This window comes from Nodularia sp. UHCC 0506, assembly GCF_034931045.1.
In the GTDB taxonomy this organism is placed as follows: Bacteria; Cyanobacteriota; Cyanobacteriia; order Cyanobacteriales; family Nostocaceae; genus Nodularia.
Genome location: NZ_JAYGHH010000013.1, coordinates 81,031 through 99,447, shown reverse-complemented (window position 1 = coordinate 99,447; position 18,417 = coordinate 81,031). Strand labels below are relative to the sequence as shown.

General features: G+C 39.6%; 19 protein-coding genes, 1 tRNA gene and 1 pseudogene. 6 read left to right on the top strand and 15 right to left on the bottom strand.

The genetic code is table 11. The annotated features are described in order from the left end of the window. Positions 1 to 282: 282 nt before the first annotated feature. From VB654_RS10820 to glmM, 8 genes are all read right to left on the bottom strand, one after another. Positions 283 to 861: a Uma2 family endonuclease gene (locus VB654_RS10820; RefSeq protein WP_323213721.1), complete on the bottom strand. Its 579-nt coding sequence runs from the start codon at positions 859 to 861 to the stop codon at positions 283 to 285. A 37-nt stretch (positions 862 to 898) separates the two neighbouring features. Continuing rightward, entirely contained in the window at positions 899 to 1,483 is a 585-nt protein-coding gene (locus VB654_RS10815) for a Uma2 family endonuclease (protein WP_323213720.1), read from the bottom strand. Positions 1,484 to 1,601: 118 nt separating this feature from the next. Then, positions 1,602 to 2,240 carry a peroxiredoxin gene (locus tag VB654_RS10810; protein WP_323213719.1) on the bottom strand — a complete coding sequence of 213 codons (639 nt, stop codon included), beginning with the start codon at positions 2,238 to 2,240 and terminating at the stop codon, positions 1,602 to 1,604. Between the two features lie 173 nt (positions 2,241 to 2,413). Continuing rightward, positions 2,414 to 3,592 carry a hormogonium polysaccharide biosynthesis glycosyltransferase HpsP gene (gene hpsP / locus VB654_RS10805; RefSeq protein WP_323213718.1) on the bottom strand — a complete coding sequence of 393 codons (1,179 nt, stop codon included), beginning with the start codon at positions 3,590 to 3,592 and terminating at the stop codon, positions 2,414 to 2,416. 36 nt (positions 3,593 to 3,628) lie between these two features. Beyond that, entirely contained in the window at positions 3,629 to 4,801 is a 1,173-nt protein-coding gene (hpsO, locus tag VB654_RS10800) for a hormogonium polysaccharide biosynthesis glycosyltransferase HpsO (protein WP_323213717.1), read from the bottom strand. 47 nt (positions 4,802 to 4,848) lie between these two features. After that, the gene (gene hpsN / locus VB654_RS10795) at positions 4,849 to 5,829 is read right to left on the bottom strand and encodes a hormogonium polysaccharide biosynthesis glycosyltransferase HpsN (RefSeq protein WP_323213716.1); all 981 of its coding nucleotides are present in this window, start codon (positions 5,827 to 5,829) and stop codon (positions 4,849 to 4,851) included. Between the two features lie 99 nt (positions 5,830 to 5,928). Continuing rightward, positions 5,929 to 7,587 carry a hormogonium polysaccharide biosynthesis protein HpsL gene (gene hpsL / locus VB654_RS10790; RefSeq protein WP_323213715.1) on the bottom strand — a complete coding sequence of 553 codons (1,659 nt, stop codon included), beginning with the start codon at positions 7,585 to 7,587 and terminating at the stop codon, positions 5,929 to 5,931. Positions 7,588 to 7,741: 154 nt separating this feature from the next. After that, on the bottom strand, positions 7,742 to 9,214 hold the full coding sequence (gene glmM / locus VB654_RS10785) for a phosphoglucosamine mutase (protein WP_323213714.1): 1,473 nt from the start codon (positions 9,212 to 9,214) through the stop codon (positions 7,742 to 7,744). Between the two features lie 629 nt (positions 9,215 to 9,843). On the opposite strand from glmM, the gene VB654_RS10780 reads away from it, so the two are divergent. The 3 genes from VB654_RS10780 to VB654_RS10770 all read left to right on the top strand — a co-directional run bounded on the left by VB654_RS10780 (position 9,844) and on the right by VB654_RS10770 (position 12,249). Beyond that, positions 9,844 to 10,560 (top strand): heme oxygenase (biliverdin-producing), encoded by a 717-nt coding sequence (locus VB654_RS10780; protein WP_323213713.1) that lies wholly within the window; start codon positions 9,844 to 9,846, stop codon positions 10,558 to 10,560. 161 nt (positions 10,561 to 10,721) lie between these two features. Beyond that, on the top strand, positions 10,722 to 11,762 hold the full coding sequence (gene cobW / locus VB654_RS10775; protein WP_323213712.1) for a cobalamin biosynthesis protein CobW: 1,041 nt from the start codon (positions 10,722 to 10,724) through the stop codon (positions 11,760 to 11,762). Between the two features lie 13 nt (positions 11,763 to 11,775). Beyond that, a complete protein-coding gene (locus tag VB654_RS10770; RefSeq protein WP_323213711.1) occupies positions 11,776 to 12,249 on the top strand; it encodes an ABA4-like family protein in 474 nt (157 codons plus the stop codon). A 168-nt stretch (positions 12,250 to 12,417) separates the two neighbouring features. On the opposite strand, the gene VB654_RS10765 is transcribed toward VB654_RS10770, so the two are convergent. The 3 genes from VB654_RS10765 to VB654_RS10755 form a co-directional block, all read right to left on the bottom strand. Then, a complete protein-coding gene (locus tag VB654_RS10765) occupies positions 12,418 to 12,654 on the bottom strand; it encodes an acetyltransferase (protein WP_323213710.1) in 237 nt (78 codons plus the stop codon). Positions 12,655 to 12,816: 162 nt separating this feature from the next. Further along, entirely contained in the window at positions 12,817 to 13,125 is a 309-nt protein-coding gene (locus VB654_RS10760) for a DUF3181 family protein (protein WP_323213709.1), read from the bottom strand. A 120-nt stretch (positions 13,126 to 13,245) separates the two neighbouring features. Next, positions 13,246 to 13,503 (bottom strand): hypothetical protein, encoded by a 258-nt coding sequence (locus VB654_RS10755; RefSeq protein ID WP_323213708.1) that lies wholly within the window; start codon positions 13,501 to 13,503, stop codon positions 13,246 to 13,248. Between the two features lie 382 nt (positions 13,504 to 13,885). Between VB654_RS10755 and VB654_RS10750 the strand changes: the two genes are divergently transcribed. Further along, entirely contained in the window at positions 13,886 to 14,083 is a 198-nt protein-coding gene (locus tag VB654_RS10750; protein ID WP_323213707.1) for a DUF2795 domain-containing protein, read from the top strand. Here the strand turns inward: VB654_RS10750 and moaC are convergent. Beyond that, positions 14,076 to 14,585 (bottom strand): cyclic pyranopterin monophosphate synthase MoaC, encoded by a 510-nt coding sequence (moaC, locus tag VB654_RS10745; protein ID WP_323213706.1) that lies wholly within the window; start codon positions 14,583 to 14,585, stop codon positions 14,076 to 14,078. The two genes, VB654_RS10750 and moaC, sit on opposite strands and share 8 nt — an antisense overlap. Positions 14,586 to 14,621: 36 nt before the next feature. Here moaC and VB654_RS10740 point away from each other — a divergent pair. Beyond that, positions 14,622 to 14,695, top strand: a tRNA-Arg gene (locus tag VB654_RS10740). Between the two features lie 105 nt (positions 14,696 to 14,800). On the opposite strand, the gene VB654_RS10735 is transcribed toward VB654_RS10740, so the two are convergent. The 3 genes from VB654_RS10735 to VB654_RS10725 form a co-directional block, all read right to left on the bottom strand. Then, complete coding sequence (locus tag VB654_RS10735; protein ID WP_323213705.1) at positions 14,801 to 16,036, bottom strand: MFS transporter; 1,236 nt, start codon at positions 16,034 to 16,036, stop codon at positions 14,801 to 14,803. A gap of 212 nt (positions 16,037 to 16,248) precedes the next feature. Further along, positions 16,249 to 17,262, bottom strand: a complete 1,014-nt coding sequence (locus VB654_RS10730) for a glycosyltransferase family 2 protein (protein ID WP_323213704.1) — start codon at positions 17,260 to 17,262, stop codon at positions 16,249 to 16,251. 14 nt (positions 17,263 to 17,276) lie between these two features. After that, the gene (locus VB654_RS10725) at positions 17,277 to 17,981 is read right to left on the bottom strand and encodes a C40 family peptidase (RefSeq protein ID WP_323213703.1); all 705 of its coding nucleotides are present in this window, start codon (positions 17,979 to 17,981) and stop codon (positions 17,277 to 17,279) included. Between the two features lie 6 nt (positions 17,982 to 17,987). Between VB654_RS10725 and VB654_RS10720 the strand changes: the two are divergent. Then, a pseudogene (locus VB654_RS10720) lies at positions 17,988 to 18,417 on the top strand (serine hydrolase); the annotation flags it as partial.

Genomic DNA, 18,417 nt, shown 5'->3' with positions numbered 1-18,417 from the left:
AAGCTAATTTTGCCGCCATCAACAGGAGAAAATGTAGACTTTTTGGGAAAAATTTGCAGCATAACTTTAATTCAATATGGTTCAGTTAAATTTCGCACTCTTCGTTTAGGTCATTTTTTTTAACGTTCGCGCAGCGCATACCGCCAAGTACGTCAAGGACACCAAGTCAGGAATGAGAAGAAAGCAATGCTTAATTGAACTGTATTGAACTTTAATTTTAAGTTTATATAAAGGTCTATTAATTTGTTGTTTCTTGTGATTTTATTTCGTGTCTAGCAGAAATTACAGATTAAGATTAGGAACTATATTAATATCTTCATAAATATCTGCCATTGTTAAATTCAATCCCACAGAGTCTAGACGCAATTTATCATCTTTATCTAAAATTTCCATTGACCAATTACCAGAGATTTCTCGGCGATAAACTTCTACTTTGATTTGGTTTTGATATACCAATACATATTCTTGCAAACTATCTAGCATTTGATAATTAAGGCGTTTTTCTCGTTTATCTGTGGTTTCTGTGGAATCAGATAAAACTTCGATGATTAAGCTAGGATGAGTTTTAAAATATCTTTCTTTATCTTCAGGATCACAGGTAACTAAAATATCAGGATAGTATAATATTTCGGCGTTTTGTACCTTGACTTTAACTTTCATATCTGACATGAAAGCACGACAGGAACTACCGCGAAGATGGGAGCGTAAGAGGTTGTAAATATTACCTGATATCAGGTTATGTTCTTCACTAGCACCCGCCATTGCAAAGATTTGTCCGGCTATGTATTCATGGCGAATATCGCTGGATTTCTCTGCTTCTAGGTATTCTGCAACTGTGAGAATATTTAAAGGAGATTGCATAGTTTTTATATGGGATGAATTAATATTGATTTCCTGACTACCAAATTTTACTCATCTTCAAATTAAATCCTGGTAAAACGTTTTCATCGCTAACAGTTTCAGGATTTTCTAAACATTCTTCTGGTTGTCCTGGACGATAAATATAAACTCGGCGATGTTTACGGTCAATTAACCAAGCTAATTGGATTTCTTCTTCCTGCATATATTCTACCATTTTGTCTTTTAATAGTTGCAGGTTATCAGACGCTGACCTTAATTCAATTAGAAAATCTGGACAAATAGGGGCAAATTTTTGTTTTTGTTCTGGGGTAAGTTGATTCCACCGGGCTAATTTTATCCAGGAAGCATCAGGCGATCGCTCTGCACCCGTTGATAGTTTAAATCCTGTGCTAGAATCAAAACAAATGCCCGTATTGTCTTGTTCTGCCCAAACATATAACTGTCCCGCAATATTAAAGTTACGGTTTCCTGTTTCTGAACCTGTAGGCGGCATAATTGAGATTTCTCCAAATTTATTCCTCTCAATGCGTAAGTCGCGGTTTTCTTGACAGAACTCAAAAAATTGTTCGTCTGTCATGGGCATTGATGAGGGAAAATGTAATATTAAAGGGGATGAAAGCATGGTAAATCTCTCCTACTTTGCTTACCCAAACAACTTAATTATATCTATATATAAAAATGGTGGGTTACGCTTTTGCTAACCCACCCTATGAATATAATAATATTGGTGTTAATTAAACTTACTTGTTAGGCTGAGGTGTCATCCGCAAATAAGGTTTGATTTCTTTGTAACCTTTGGGGAATTTCTCTTTAAGAACTTCAGGATCTTTCAATGATGGTACAATTACGCAGTCGTCCCCATCTTTCCAGTCAACTGGTGTAGCTACGCTATAATTATCTGTTAATTGCAGAGAATCAATTACTCGCAATAGTTCATCAAAGTTGCGTCCTGTGCTGGGGGGATAGGTGAAGGTAAGACGCAGTTTTTTATTGGGGTCAATCACGAAGACAGAACGCACTGTAATGTTTGCAGCTGCGTTAGGGTGAATCATATCATAAAGGTTAGAAACCTTGTTATCCGCATCTGCGAGAATGGGATAATTGAGGGCGGTTCCTTGAGTTTCTTCGATGTCTCCTACCCAACCATTATGGGATTCAACATCATCAACGCTAAGTGCGATCGCTTTGACGTTACGCTTATCAAATTCGGGCTTTAGTTTGGCAACTGTGCCTAATTCTGTGGTACAAACAGGCGTAAAGTCAGCAGGGTGAGAAAACAGCACTACCCAGCTGTCACCCGCCCATGCGTAGAAGTCGATGTCGCCGTGTGTAGAGGCTTGTGTAAAGTTGGGTACTGTATCACCAAGACGGAGAGTCATGCAAGATTCCCTGTAATTTAGAAAGGCTTATGTATTTTACATTGCCATCATGACATAAAACACAGTTTCCCCATCGGCTTTTAGCAGTTTGTAATAAAAATTTTAATTTTTTAAGGCATTAAGAAATACAAATTAATTAAATTTTAATAAAAATAGCATTTCTTAATCTGTGTTTATTTTGTGATAATTTTTTGGTAAGCTTGGATGATTTGACGCGCGATCGCACTCCAGCTAAAATACTCTAAAGCATATTTTTGGGCATTTAACCCCCGTTGCTGACATTCTTGGGGATTTTGCAAAGCTTCTGCAATTAATTTTACAAAAGTTTCTACCTTTGTTGCACCCACCCAGCCCGAATTGCTATCACGCACCTGTTGCCAAATATGCACTTGGTCAGAAATAACTACTGGTATCCCTGCTACCATAGCCTCAGCTACCGCAATGCCGAAATTTTCATAGTAAGAAGGCAATACGAATAAATCAGCAGCTTGTAGTAAACTAGCTTTTAACTCACCACTAACAAAGCCTGTAATTGTAGTATGCGATCGCAATGGTGAATTGGCAATCTGATCTTTAATTTTTTGCTCATAATCTGGGTCTTGAGAATTTGTCCCGGCTAAAACAAAGTGAAAATTATACTGGGACTCTAAAAGCTTTTCTAAGGCTGGAATTAACAAATCTAACCCTTTTTTTTGGTCAATCCGCGACATAAACAACACTAAAGGCAAATCTTGCGGTATTTCCCATCGACGACGGACTAAACTCCCGGCATTTTCTAACTTTTCTGGGGGAATTACACCCAAAGGAATGACCAAATCTCGTGTAACAACCCCAAAGCGTTCTGATATTTTTGCTTCTTGTTCGCTGGTAAAATGAATTGCGGCTGCATCAGCTAAATTTCGCCGTTCAATAAGTCCAGCATAAAGCTGTTTTAATTGCTTTTTCTTGCGTAAATCAGAGGGGTCCAAAGTTCCCAAAGGACGCAAAATATAAGGTAACTTTTGCTGACGACATACCCTAGCCGCAGCACTACTTACAGGAGAAAATAAAGCATGAATATGTGCCAAATCATATTCACCAGCATGAACTTTTAACCATTTTAATAAATCAAGAGAAAACTTATAGCGGCGAAATGGGGCGCAACGAAAATAAATGATTTCATAACCATCTTGTTTTACTGGACAATTTAAAGGCACATCCAGAGGTTTTTGTCCACTATCACCATTACTATCAGTAGTAATAATTGTAACTTCTACTTCCTCCTTTGCCAAAGCAGCAGCCAGCCCAATAACCATTTGACTGGGACCACCATAAACAACAGAAATTGAAGGAATAATTTGTAAAATTTTCATAATTTTGCGTTTTGCTGTGCGCCTCTGCGCGAGCCTTTAATTATTAATCAATTTTTGATAAAACTCAAACTGCTGCTTTGCTAAAGCCTTATTAGTATATTTTTTCATGGCTTTTTGATAACCTTGATCACCAACACTTTTAGCAAAATCTGGTTGGTCTATTAATCGCACTAAGCAATTAGCCAAAGCTGGAATATCACCTTCAGGAAATACTAAACCAGCATCACCAATTACATGGGGAATTTCGCCAGAGTCCGAACCAATCACGGGAACTTGGCAAGCCATAGCCTCAATCAGCACATGGCCAAATTGTTCTTTCCAGCCTACAGCAGTCAGTGTTGTAAATTTATAAGTAGTCTCTGAAGGCAGTACCAAAGTATTCATTAAGTTGATATAATTAGCAACTTCATTATGGGGAACACTTTCCACAAAAATTACCCGTTCTCTCAGATTATTTTCTGTGGTAATTTTAATTAATTCTGCTTGTAATTCACCCCGTCCTAATAGTAATAGTTTCCAGGGTTTATCTTTGATAGTTATTAAAGCTTCTAAAAGAGTTAATAAGCCTTTTTCTGGAACAAAGCGCCCCACAAATCCTACAACAAAATCCTCAGATGTAATTCCCAATTTGCTGGCTAATTCTGGTTGTTGTTTGGGAGTAAATAGGCGTTCGTCAACACCCAATTGCGGCATAACTTTTATGTTACCTTGATATCCTCGTTGTCTGAGAACTTCCGCCCCATCTTGATTACCAGAAATGATGCCGTGACTATGGTTAAGATTGTATTTCTCTAACAAATTAATAGGAAATTTTAGTGCATAAGGTAGATTCCACCAAGTAAAAAATATATTTTTTGCCTTGAGTCCTAATAGCTGATTGAGAAAAATCATTTGAGCATAAGCTAATCCTCTAGAACCTTGTTCTACTTGGATAATTTGGGGGCAAAATTCTCGTAATAAAGAAATTAAATCAGTACCAAAGGTGAGTAGACCTTGATGATTTTGACTAAAGTTAGAAATTGGGACAATTTTAAAATTCCCTTCATCCCGGTATTGAGTGGTAATAACTTTATTTTGAACTCCCCCAGGTTTCCAGGTTTTAGGAACGACAACTGTGACTTCAATTCCTGGTTGTAACTGAGCTAAAGCCCGTAATTTTTCACAGTTTAGGTCTACAATATAAGAATGACTAGCAACTAAAATTTTCATAAAATTTGGGTATTTGTTAATAGTCAAATTTCAAAAATGACCAATGACTAAATTTGTTGATCTAGATGGGTATAAGTTTGACCATCATTCCAGATTGACTGAATTACAGTACCCAAGGCTTTGAAAAAACCCAAAGTGTAAAAAATACCGCGAGTGAAAATTTTCATGGGAGAACCACTTTTGTTACAAGGTGGGTGTCCGAGAACGTGACAATCAAATAAACGGGCGTATAGGCGTAAAGCTTCGATAGCATTGAGATTTTTTAGCGCCATTAAAAAATGATTGTGGTAGAAGGTGAGTTGATACTGAAGCGATCGCATACTAATATCATGACAACCCCCAGTCTCTTCGCCCAAATGTATCAAATAAGCCTCTGGGTCATACCAAATCTTATATCCCGTCTGTCGAATTCGCAAACAAAAGTCTGATTCTTCGCGCACCGCACTACCCCGAAATCTTTCGTCAAAGTGCAATCCGTATTGAGTAAAAATTTCGCGGCGAAAAGACATATTACAACCTCTAGCTGTTAAAACTTGTTGAGGTTTAATAGTGTGGACTAAATCAATGTGATACCAAGCAATTCCAGGGTCCATTGCTTCGGGAGGTAAATATTCAATTTGCAACTCACCACCCGAATCACTTAATTTACCTCTGTCAAATACTCGCCCAGCCACAGCGCCTATCTCTGGATGCTGCACATAATTTTTGGCATGGGCTGCTAAAAATTCTGGGGTAATTTTCACATCATCATCAATAAATAAAATGATTTCACCTTTTGCACGTCGCACACCATAATTACGCGCCCCTGGTAAACTCGCCCAATTTAAGCGAAACCATTGAATTTTATCTGCTGCTGAGATTTCTTCCAGGTAAACTTGAATTTCTGGTTGGTGTGTGGGAGATTGGTCTACTACCAAAACCTCAAAATTGGGATAGTCCTGTTTTAAAACATCTACAATACTATCCTGCAAAGTTTCTTCTCTCCCATAGGTGGGAATAATTACTGAAATCAAAGGCAAATTATTCATGTATTTTCTTATTCAAATAAACTTGCGTTTTGATCATGGAATTGCCTGCTAAATTTCCAATTTCCAATTTCATTGCTTTTGTAATGGTAGTAGAACAAATTAAACTTTTATTTTGGAAAATTTCTTAGTTGTTGTTTTTATAGGTTCAGCATTTTGTGCTTCTTGTTTATCCAGGACTTGCAATTTGAACAGTACTCCTGCAAAAAACCAGTAGTATACAGCCACTGGATCAACATCTAAAGGATAATAGTAAGTATTATAGCTAATAAACAGTATAAACACCCACAAAGCAGCACCATAAGTGCGGAAATTAGGGTCTTTGATGGCACGATAGGTTTTGAAACCAGTAATTGTCAAGGTTGTAACCAAAGCTAAAAAGCCCAGGACTCCCACAATACCTACCTCATATAATACTTTAGGGTAATATGTTTCTACTAGCTTGGTTCTACCCAATGCTCTAGCCGAGTTAGTTGCTCTACCTAAACCGCTACCAATGGGGCTGGCTACAGTTTTCCAATTTTCCTCAAACTGCTGGAGGATAAACTCTTGGGGTGGTGAAGCTTCGGCGCGACTTGCAAAACTATCTATCCGTTCTTGGACAACTTCTGGGTAACTTGCCATTGCAATTCCCAGAATCACTGCCAGTCCTATTCCCATCGGAATAAAGCGTTTCAGGTTACGAATTTGACCCGTAAGTATGAGCAAGAGTAGGAAGCAGGCAGGTACTAGGGCTAAGGCAATTCGCTGTCCAGAGATAACTGCATTGATAAAAACTGTCGCCAAAGAACCTAAACCTAATAACCGCCAAATAGCTGAAGGGTCAGCGAAACCTGTGGCAAAGGCAAAAAATGTGCTAGAAATCAAAAACCAAGCCCATTGCCAAGGGGCGACAAAGGTTCCTGGTAAACGAATTACCCCCTGGCTAGGACTATATAGTAGAGAACCGCCAAAATAACAGCGCGCGTCTAGTGTGGCTTTAAATAATTGGTCTCCTGATAAATTTCTAGTCCCTTCACAGACTCCAGTTAGGAGTAACACATATTGAAGAATTCCCAGACCACAGCAGATAAGTATGAGTGAAACCTGGAGGCGAGATAAAAATAGGAAATCTTTTTTATCCCGAATTAAATAATAAGCACAACCAATTAAAGGTACGTAACCCAAAAATACTTTTAGTCCCAGAATACCCATACCTATGGGCATTTCATTGGGTGGTTTTTGTAGGAGTCCCACAGTAGGAGGATTGAACTGTTGTCCACCATTGATAAATATCAGGGTTAATAGGCAACAGATAAATAAAATTAATAGTGGGGTTTTAATGGCTTTGGGAAGTATTAGAGGTAGCCTTTGTTTGCGGCAAGTTTGCCAGAATGCAATCAAGGCGGGAAAATAGAAAGCATCTTTAGCTAGTTGCAGAACGGGACTGTTACCGATGTAATAAATGATAGTACCCGCAAATGGCATATAAATCAGAAAAGCAAATAAGGCAAGGCGGGGGTATTTGTAAGAAAAGGAAAAGATTAAGATTGCCAAGACACCAGGAAGTGCTATTTTAATTCCACCTACGAAAAAAAGTAGAATGCCAAAAAAGACACTGGTAAAGCCGGCAGCTGTCATTAGGGTGGTAAATTCTTTCCGTGCTTGGGCTGCTTTACGCTTCTGGGCTAACCGTTCTTTGAGGGTAGAAGTAGAAGCTTGATTTGGATGCTGTTTTTTTGATTTTTTTGATTTTTTTGATTTTGACTTTAATGTTGGCATAAGTAGAAAATCATATTTTATACTTTAGAAATTAATTGGATTACTATATTTTATGCCTAATTAAATATTCTGCTAATTCAGATGATTAATTTTACACTTTACAGCTTCTGCATTTGAATTAGGTTGTTCATCTGCAAAAGCTGTCAGTAAAAACTTAGACTGCCAGGTGTTGCTGGACTTGAGATACTAATTCATTTGTCCAGTGGTTAGCTAGTTCAGCATTAGCGGCTTCTACCATCACTCTAATCACTGGTTCTGTACCAGAAGCCCGGACTAATATTCTGCCTGCATCACCCATTGCTGTTTCGGCTTGAGCGATCGCTTGTTGTACTGGTATACAATCTTGCCAGTTTAAGCGGCGATCGCGGTCTATAACTCGGACATTTCGCAAGAATTGGGGATAAGTTTCAAAACTTTGATCTACCATTTCGCTAAGAGGTACACCGGCCTCTTTGACTAAAGCTGCTATATGTAAAGCTGTTAATAAGCCATCACCAGTAATGGCATAATGGCGGCAGAGAATGTGACCAGATTGTTCACCGCCTAACATTCCCCCAGTTTTGATCATTTCTGCCTGGACGTATTGATCGCCCACCGCAGTCCGAATTAAGTTACCACCCTGTTGTTGCCAAGCCCTTTCAAAGCCTAAATTGGCCATGACAGTGGAAACAATTAAGTTATCTGGGAGTTGTTGCTGTTGTTGTAGGTGCAGTCCCCACAAATAAAGAATATAATCACCATCTACTTGCCTACCAGTATGATCGACAGCTAAGACGCGATCAGCATCACCATCAAAGGCAAAACCCAAGTCAGCGTTATTTTCCTGAACTGTGGCTTGTAAAATTGCTAAATCAGTGGAACCGCAATTAACGTTAATGCGATCGCCATTAGCTTCATTATGTAAGCAGATCACCTCTGCCCCCATTTGAGTAAATATTTTGGGTGCTAACCCCACAGCTGCACCCCAGGCTAAGTCTAAGACAATTTTCAACCCTTGAAGATTTACCGTTTGCTGCAAAGATTCTTTCAAGGTTTCGCCGTACTGACTAACTAATTCTCCACGGGAATAATGCCGTCCACAATTACTCACTTTACCTGTAACTGTATGCCCCCTTAGTCCTGCCTCAATCTCTGCCTGTAATCCTGGAGATAACTTAGAACCATTACCATTAAAAATTTTAATGCCGTTATCTTCTGGCGGATTATGACTAGCAGAAATCATCACCCCACCGATGGCAGCACTGATACTAGTTAAATAAGCAACCGTGGGAGTGGGACATAACCCCAAATACCAAACCTCTACCCCGGCTGCTGTTAACCCTGCACTTAAAGCCATTGCCAGCATATCGCTAGAGTTGCGGGAATCTTGCCCCAGGATGACTGGCCCGGCTTGACTACTATGATTTTGCAAAATCATACCCGCCCAAAAACCCACTTGTAATGCTAAGGGTGCATTCAGTAATTCTCCGACTTCTCCCCGAATGCCATCTGTGCCAAATAAGGTAGTCGTCGGTAGTGCTAATAAGTTAGGCGCAAAATTACCATCCAAACCTTTTCTTAATTTGTGAGATTCGGACTTAAAGCCACCTCGAATGTCGCCTTGGGTTCTATTTATAGATGTCACCATAAGTTTAAACTCCCCACACCATCACATTGGAAAATATTACTTTACACGTTAATTCAGCACTTTCAGCTGAGATAACTGTTTATCTGTAATATATACCTATTTTTATTTGACAAATCAGCTTACTTACAGATTTTTCAGTAAATTTACTGAAATTATTGTTTGTTGATTGTTAATATATTTATGTAAAGATATTTTTCTACTATTTTCATGGTTATGGCTGTTTTCCTAAGCATGAGAACAGTGTTAATAGCTCAAAGCCTTGAAGAAACTGGCTTTACACTCAGCACTCAGCACTTTGCCGCAATTGAATTGTTCCCGAAAATAGTGATTTGCGGCTATTTGGCAATTGAATCCCAGGCTGAAAAACTGTGAATATGAGATTTTGCAGCCATAGTCCGGAGAAATGGGAATTTAGCTCAAGAAAAGCAAACATTAATGAATCTTCGTTATGGACTTTCGCAATTACTGAGCCTCATTGACGTTTTAATTTAACTATAACTTTGGGATACTTAAAAAATTTTAATATAAATTCTCATCAAATAGTTTTAAGGTAACGTTTTAATGGCCTTTTTTAGCCATTCATAAAATCATCACTTCGGCAGTTAACCTTTTAAGTTGAGAAATTTAGTATGAGCAGCAATTTAGCCAGCAAATTACGTTTAGGTACTAAAAAAGCCCATACAATGGCAGAAAATGTGGGTTTTGTCAAGTGTTTTTTAAAAGGAGTGGTGGAGAAAAACTCTTACCGCAAACTAGTTGCTAACTTTTACTTCATCTACTCCGCGATGGAAGAGGAGATGGAAAAGCACCGTCAGCACCCGATTATTAGCAAAATTAACTTTCCCCAACTCAACCGCAAACACACCTTAGAACAAGATTTGAGTTACTACTTTGGTGCAAACTGGCGGGAAGAAGTGAAACTTTCGCCAGCCGGGGAAGCTTATGTGCAACGCATCCGCGAAATTTCGCAAACAGCACCAGAATTGTTAATCGCCCATTCTTATACTCGTTATTTGGGTGATTTATCCGGGGGTCAAATTCTCAAAAACATTGCTGTGACAGCGATGAACTTGTCTGAAGGTCAAGGAACTGCTTTCTATGAATTTGCAGATATTACCGACGAGAAGGCATTTAAAGCTAAATACCGTCAAAGTTTAGATGAATTACCACTTGATGATACTACAGGCGATCGCATTGTCGATGAAGCTAACGCCGCTTTTGGTATGAACATGAAGATGTTCCAAGAATTGGAAGGTAATTTGATTAAATCCATCGGTGTCATGCTGTTTAACAGTCTCACACGCCGCCGCAATCGTGGCAACACCGAACTGGCTACAGCTGAATAAATTTTTGCTGTAAGTAAAATTTAGGGGCAGCTTCTTTGGGGTCATCTAATTTGAGATAAGATGATGGCGAGGAAGTTGCCCCAAATGTTTTTTAGTGTCATGACTGGGGGAAAATAGAAACAGATGCAATTATTGCCTCAGTGCATATCTCTAACTAAACAATGGCTACAAAAATTCCGGTTACAGTAATTACAGGCTTTTTAGGCAGTGGTAAAACTAGCTTAATTCGCCACCTACTACAAAACAACCAAGGACTCCGCATTGCAGTGTTAGTCAACGAGTTTGGCGAACTGGGTATTGACGGTGAATTGTTGAAATCCTGTGAGATTTGCCCCGAAGATAGCGACGATGGTAGTAATATTTTTGAATTAACTAACGGCTGCTTATGCTGTACTGTGCAGGAAGAGTTTTATCCTACAATGCAACAGTTAATCAAGCGGCGAGATAGTATTGACTGTATTTTGATTGAAACTTCCGGGTTAGCTTTACCAAAACCTTTAATTAAGGCTTTTCGCTGGCAAGAAATTCGCGCTGCGGCTACAGTGGATGCTGTAATTACCGTAGTAGACTGTGCAGCAGTAGCATCAGGCACATTTGCTAGTAATCCAGAAGCGATCGCTGCCCAACGGCAAACAGATGATAGTCTAGAACATGAAACACCCTTGCAAGAATTGTTTGAAGACCAACTGGCTTGTGCAGATTTGGTGGTGTTGAATAAAACTGATTTAGTCGATATTGCCACCAAGCATCAAGTTGAGGAATTGATTAAGCAAGAACTGCCCAGAGTCGTGAAAATTGTGGCAAGCGATCGCGGTACACTTGATGCATCAATCTTATTAGGATTTCAAGCCGCAGTTGAAGACAACTTAGATAGTCGTCCCAGCCATCACGACAACGAAGAAGACCACGAACACGACGAAGAAATCACCTCAACTCACCTAGTTTTAAACCGCACCTTTGACCCAGAAAAACTCCAACAGGAACTGCAAAAACTAGCTAATCAACAAGAAATTTATCGTATCAAAGGCTTTGTCGCAGTAGCTAACAAACCCATGCGCCTAGTAATGCAAGGTGTAGGCACTCGATTTGATAAATTTTATGACCGTCCTTGGAAACCACAAGAAACTAAACAAACCAGCTTAGTTTTTATTGGTCGTGATTTGCAAGCTTCAGAAATAGAATCACAATTGGTAGCTTTATAATCTCCCTAAATTTATGAATATCTCTCAACTATTTGACATTGCTAATATTTTCGTTTTACCCTTTTGGGTGTTAATGATTTTCTTACCTAAGTGGAAACTGACAAAGCAAGTAATGGAATCATATCTACCTTTTGTAGTGCTTGCTTGTGCATATTTGTATTTATTTGTCAACAGCATCACACCAGAAAATGCCGCAGCTTTATCCAATCCTCAATTAGCCGATATTGCGCGCTTTTTTAGCAATGAAACAGCTGCTGCAACGGGTTGGATTCATTTTTTAGTGATGGATTTATTTGTCGGTCGCTGGATATATTTAGAAGGTCAGAAAACAGGCATTTGGACATTTCACTCTATAGCCTTATGTTTGTTTGCTGGCCCTTTGGGTTTACTTTCCCATATCTTAACTTACTGGATTACTAAAGCATTTTTTCCCAATTCACAGCAGCCTGAAGCGGTAGTAGAGGATGTTGTTTCTAGTAGCAGTTAGATGCAGAAAAATTAACCACAAATAAACACAGATAAATATAACTATTGTGGGGTGGGTTTCTAGTACAGCATGGCGTAAATACGTATACCCTTTCAAAAGGTTCCAAAGCCCAGCTTCAAAGCTTTTTGACTTTTGACTTGCGGTACTAGCCCACCCATTTATCTTAGTTTATCGGTGCTGAGAAGATGATGAAAGTTGAGGATGTCTATAATTTGCATCCACCCAACAGCGTGGTAGACTTTCACCGGAAGGGAATACGAGATTTTGTTTTTTATAAGTATCGGGTTCTTGTTCTTCTTCACCTAATTGATCTTGGGCGTGAATAATATTATTATTTGGGTCAATTAATTCCTGAAAATCAAGAATTTTGACAATATCGCCGGAATCTTTGAGTTGTAAAAACATATAAATTACCTCACTAAATTTTTATGCGAAATAGAAAGGCTTTCAGTCAAACAAGAAAAATGTGTTTGTTTAATTCGTTGCGAGGGAATTTAATACTTTTAACTGTCACCTCTTCCAAGAGGTTGCCCAAACAGCAAATTATGAACACTCTAAACAGAGAAATTAAATCTCGCGTTGATATTTCTCTAAAATATCTACCAAATTTACTTGACATTGCAGTGGTAAAAAGTTATTCAAAGGCAATTCTTTTCTCCCACCACCAATTTTTACTGGGATAGATTCCAATACTGCTATAACTTGGTCTTCATTTACAGTCTTAGAAGTAATTAAGGGATACATCTGTTCAGCAACTACAGTGTGTAATTTGGCATCAGATAAATAAAGATGCCACTTAGCAATATCCATATAGACGGCTTCGCCAATTTCAGCAGCTAGGGCTTCTAGTAATTCTGCGGTGTGAGTTGTCGCCATAAAAATCACCTTATCTCAACAAAGAGAGTTAACTATCAGGGTCTTTAACCATTATCGCGCAATTATCAAGCTGAATCTACTGCCACAGGTTACAATCGCCCTAGCCTCAATAGTACGTCTTCAGGTAGATTTGGGTGGAGTTTCGGTATAGTTAGCGATCGCACTAATATAAATAAGATGCACCAACAATACTAATATCCAACCTGCTGTTAACCAGGGTAGCCATTCCCAGGTAGCTGCTGTTAAATTGTGGAAAAACCATAAACTAGAATTAACAGCTGTAGTCAGTGCCACATGAACAGCAAAAGTCATGCGGTCATCTAACTTGCGGAATGCTGGGTCTTTGCGGTCGGGTTTGCGAGGCCAACGAGGAGGCATAAAGATTTCTTACAGACTTGAACACAGTAAAAACACAGCTGTTTGCTATGTATTTACTCATTTTAAGGTTTTTAGGGTTCCCTGGCGACAAAACCCCAAAACTCAGATCAGGTAAAAATTTATCTGTTTCCTAAATTTTACATTTTTAGTAGAATTACAACACACCCAAAATAAAAAAATATATATATTTTGGGGATGGAAAAATATTAATTAGTCACTATCAATTTTAGCAATAAAAAAACTAGCAAATGCAAAACATTGCTTCATCAATCAATTGGGTGAAATTTTGATTTGTCTGAATTAAAAATGATTCATCTTTTTGAGAGAGGGAGTTAATACATTGACTTGTAAAGATATAAATAAGCATTAGATGTGGATAAAAATGACTAAAGCAAATCCCGTTGAAATCCAAAAATACTTGAAAGGCTTTGATTATCCGGCGGAAAAGTCAGATTTAATCAAGCACGCTAAACAACACGGTGCTGATCAGGATGTGATCTCAATATTAGAACAACTACCAGAAAATCAAAAATACCAAACACCAACAGACCTAAATAAAGCCATAGGTAAAATTATTTAGATGCTGCTGAGGAATAATCACCTGATTTTCCGCCAGTTTTACTTAATAATTGAATCGATTCAATTTGAATAGACTTTTCTAAAGCTTTTGCCATATCGTATAAAGTTAAAGCTGCCACAGAAACAGCTGTTAAAGCTTCCATTTCTACACCAGTTTCAGCTTTGGTTTTGACTGTGGATTGAATTTGATAACCGGGTAGTTGGGGATCTGGTGTGACTTCTACTGTAATTTTTTGTAGTGGTAAGGGATGACACAGGGGAATCAATGTAGCTGTCTGTTTAGCTGCCATAATCCCTGCTAACCTCGCTGTTGCTAATACATCACCTTTTGGGGCATTACCCGTTTGAATGGCGGCAAAAGTTGCCGGTAACATTCGTACCTTAGCCATAGCTACTGCTTCCCGGATAGTGGGCATCTTAGCCGACACATCGACCATCTGCGCTGCGCCCTGGTCATCAAGGTGTGTGAATTCGGCAGAATTAGATAAAAAATTGTCTTGCATTATTTTGATAGTAGTGTTAAGATAAAATTCTTGTAAGGGTGTGTAGCTCAGTGGACTAGAGCACGTGGCTACGGACCACGGTGTCGGGGGTTCGAATCCCTCCTCGCCCGTTTAAGAAAAGAAAAAGGCAAAGTAGAGGTATTTCTATTTTGCCCTTTTTTGCGTTTTAGTACAGCACAACGAAAATTTTGACTTTTGACTTCCGCGAAGCGGTGCTAGTTGCCATTATTTAAAGAATAGGTATCCTCAGCACGCCCCAAAGCAAAGCGCAGGGAATTGTTGAGGTTATGACTAGATTGCGTGAGAAATATCAGAATTGCTAGGAAAGTTAAACCAGCACCATAACCAAACATATTGCGGTAGCCTACTTGTTCGGCAATTGTACCAAGAACTGGCCCGGCGATCGCAACCCCAATATCAAATCCTACCAAAGATACACCAAATATGCGACCTCGTTCATGAGGGTGGGCGCGGTCTGTCATCATTGCGGCCATCATGGGAATTGCTGTTCCAGAAGCAGCGCCTTGGACAAATGCTGAGATTAAGAACACAGGGGCGCTATTGGCTTGCCAAATACCAATCATCGCAAAAGTAAAGGCAATTAAACTCAGGGTGATAAATAATCCCCTGCCATATTTATCAGAAGCCCGACCAATGAACAACCTGACATTAAAACTAGCGATCGCCGCTATTGTGTAAAATAGTCCTGGATTCAAATCTACATTAGTGGATTTGATAAATAATGGTACAAAAGTATGCACAGTACCAATTACCACACCAATTAATAACATCACAACTGCGGGAATCCGCACACGAGGACTCAGTAAAAGTCCCCAAAATTGTTTGTCATTGGCGCTGTTGTGCAGCGAATCATCCACAGATGGATTGACAATAGGTATAATACATAACATTCCAGAAAAACCCAAAGCCGCAGATAAGATAAATAATGGGGTGTAACCTGCTGCGGCTTGTAAATATCCCCCCAAAGCAGGGCCAATCGCTACACCAATGGGATTTACCAAACTCATGTAACCAATTACTTCCCCACGATTTTTCACAGGGGCTAAATCTCCTACCAAGGCAATGTAAGCAGTACCAAAAGCGGCAATACTGATGCCGTGAAAGGCACGTAACACCATTAAGGGCATAATTGAGGTAGCGAAGATATAACCCAGAGGTGCGATTGCTGCTGCTGACATTCCAATTAGCAAGACAATTTTACGACCCCGACGGTCTGCTAAATTACTACACCAAGGCCGAAATACTAACATCCCGATGGCAAAACTACCCATCACAATGCCAATTTGTTGACTTGTCGCGCCGATATCTTCGATATATAGGGGTAAAGTCGGCAATAATGAAGCCAGGCTAGACCAGAATAATAAACCTGCTGTAAATAACACCAGCAGGTTACGTCGTAGTTCAGCGTCCAATGTGTGAAGAACTTTCAAAATAGCTATTCTCAACTGCGTACATTCTTAAAAGAGACAAGAGACTAGGGGACTAAGATGTTTTACTCAGAACTCCGAACTCACTCCTATAAGGGCGGGTTTACTAAGGATTTCGACGAATCACAGACTGACTGCTTAAACCCGCCCCTACCCAATCAGAACTCCGAACTCAGCACTCAGCACTCAGCACTTTTAATGATTACATTGTTACGTTACTTAACACTTTTGGCTACTATTTCTCTCACCCGATAAATGGGACGACCTTGAGATTCATGGTAAGTACGCATCAATAATTCAGCTAACAGACCAAAGCAAAACAACTGCACCCCAGTTACTAACAGCAAAACTGCCAAAATCAGCAAAGGGCGATTGCCAATTGATTCACCTAAAGCTAATTTGATAAAAGTCAAGTACATCCCAATTAGGGTTCCTGTCACCATTGAACCTAAACCCAATAGCCCAAAAACGTGCATGGGGCGGGTAAGGAACTTTTTCATAAAGTAAATAGTTAACAAATCCATCATGACGCGAAACGTCCGCCAAATGCCATATTTACTGTTACCAAAACGCCGCGCATGGTGACGTACTGGGATTTCGGTAATTCGCGCCCCTTCAATGTAAGCCAAAGCAGGTAAAAAACGGTGTAGTTCGCCGTAGAGATTCATATCTGCTACAACTTCTGACCGATAAGCTTTGAGAGAACAACCGTAATCATGTAATTTAACTTCTGTTACCTTCCCAATTAACCAATTGGCAATTTTAGAAGGAATTAACCGGGAAACTACAGCATCTTGCCGTTGATGTCGCCAACCACTCACCAAATCATAACCTTCTGCCAATTTTGCTAATAACAAGGGAATATCAGCCGGGTCATTTTGCAGATCAGCATCTAATGTTACAATCACTTTGCCGATAGCATAGTTAAATCCCGCCGCCATAGCTGCACTTTGTCCGTAATTGCGCCGTAAAAGCACAGCTTTTAAATCACTGCGAATTTGTGCTTGTTCCTTGAGAAATTCAGCCGAACCATCTGTAGAACCATCATCTACACAAATGATTTCATAACTAAAATTACTATCGCTGATATTAGATGCGATCGCTTCTAGCAAAAGTGGTAAACTTTCTACCTCATCGCGCACCGGTACAACCACCGAAACATCGGGAACAATCATCGCAATTGCCCCATTTTCCTCATTTAACCTGCCGGAAATTAACCCACCCCTCATATTCCTCTGCGTCCTCAATGTCCCTGTGGTTTATAACTCTTAATCACCCTACCAGCACCTCGCAGCTGCTGATAATATGACTGGCTTACCTCATCTCCCTGTTCCGAGAGAATATCAATGCCAATGCCATTTCGCCCCTGTTCTTTTCCAGAACTATGAATGTAATAACTATCGCCCAAATATAGCCCCACATGAGTAGCTTTTTCGGGAGTGCCAAAAAACACCAAATCCCCTAGTGCTAACTCAGCAATATTAATTTCCTGAGTAAAAGCCTCCTGTTGATAAGCATCTCTGGGCAACCAAACACCCACTGAAACAAAAGCCGCCTGTATTAATCCCGAACAGTCGTAATTTGGGGCGACTGTACCACCCCATAGATAGTAATTTGACTGTTGCATCGCTTTTCGGGTAAAAGCAATCACATTTGGGAGTAATTTTGTGATTTCAGACTCAGAAAATGATTTAGCCTGATAAAGTACAGTAGCAGGTTGTAATATACCCAAGTCGGTAAAAGATACCCAACCTGGATAGTCATCCTCACACAAACACACCTCAACTGCTGATAATTGATGATTTGATGTGATTCGTAAATGTCGCCCAGAAGCTGCTTGAGTTGTCAGGCGCGTACATTCAGGAGAGTCATATAAATTCAGATCAGCGATACAGTGGTATTCTACCGATGTCAAATTTAGGATTTGGGATTCTGGATTAGAGAGCATTCTGCAATGATTTTCTTTAGAAAAGACGAACAACTCGAAAATCTTGGTAATGGTATTTTAGAGGCAACTTGGGCAGAATTTCCCAGTTTAGCCCGTAACCAAGTCGCTTTAACTTGGATTGTGTACGATCCCCCAGTACCTGTAAATACTGGTGGGGCTTTGACTCCTGACGCTTTTTGGAATCATCCAGTCCGTGGTTTTACTTATCGCGGTGTTGAACGAATTTACCCGGCGAGTGTAGTTAAACTGTTTTATTTGGTCGCTGTTAACGAATGGCTGGAAAAAGGTATGACTTCACCTTCTCAGGAGTTGTCAAGAGCTTTAAAAGATATGATTGTTGATTCTAGCAATGATGCTACCAGCTTAGTTGTAGATATTCTCAGTGGTACTACTTCCGGCCCAGAGTTACCTGTTGGGCCTTTTGAAACTTGGAAAT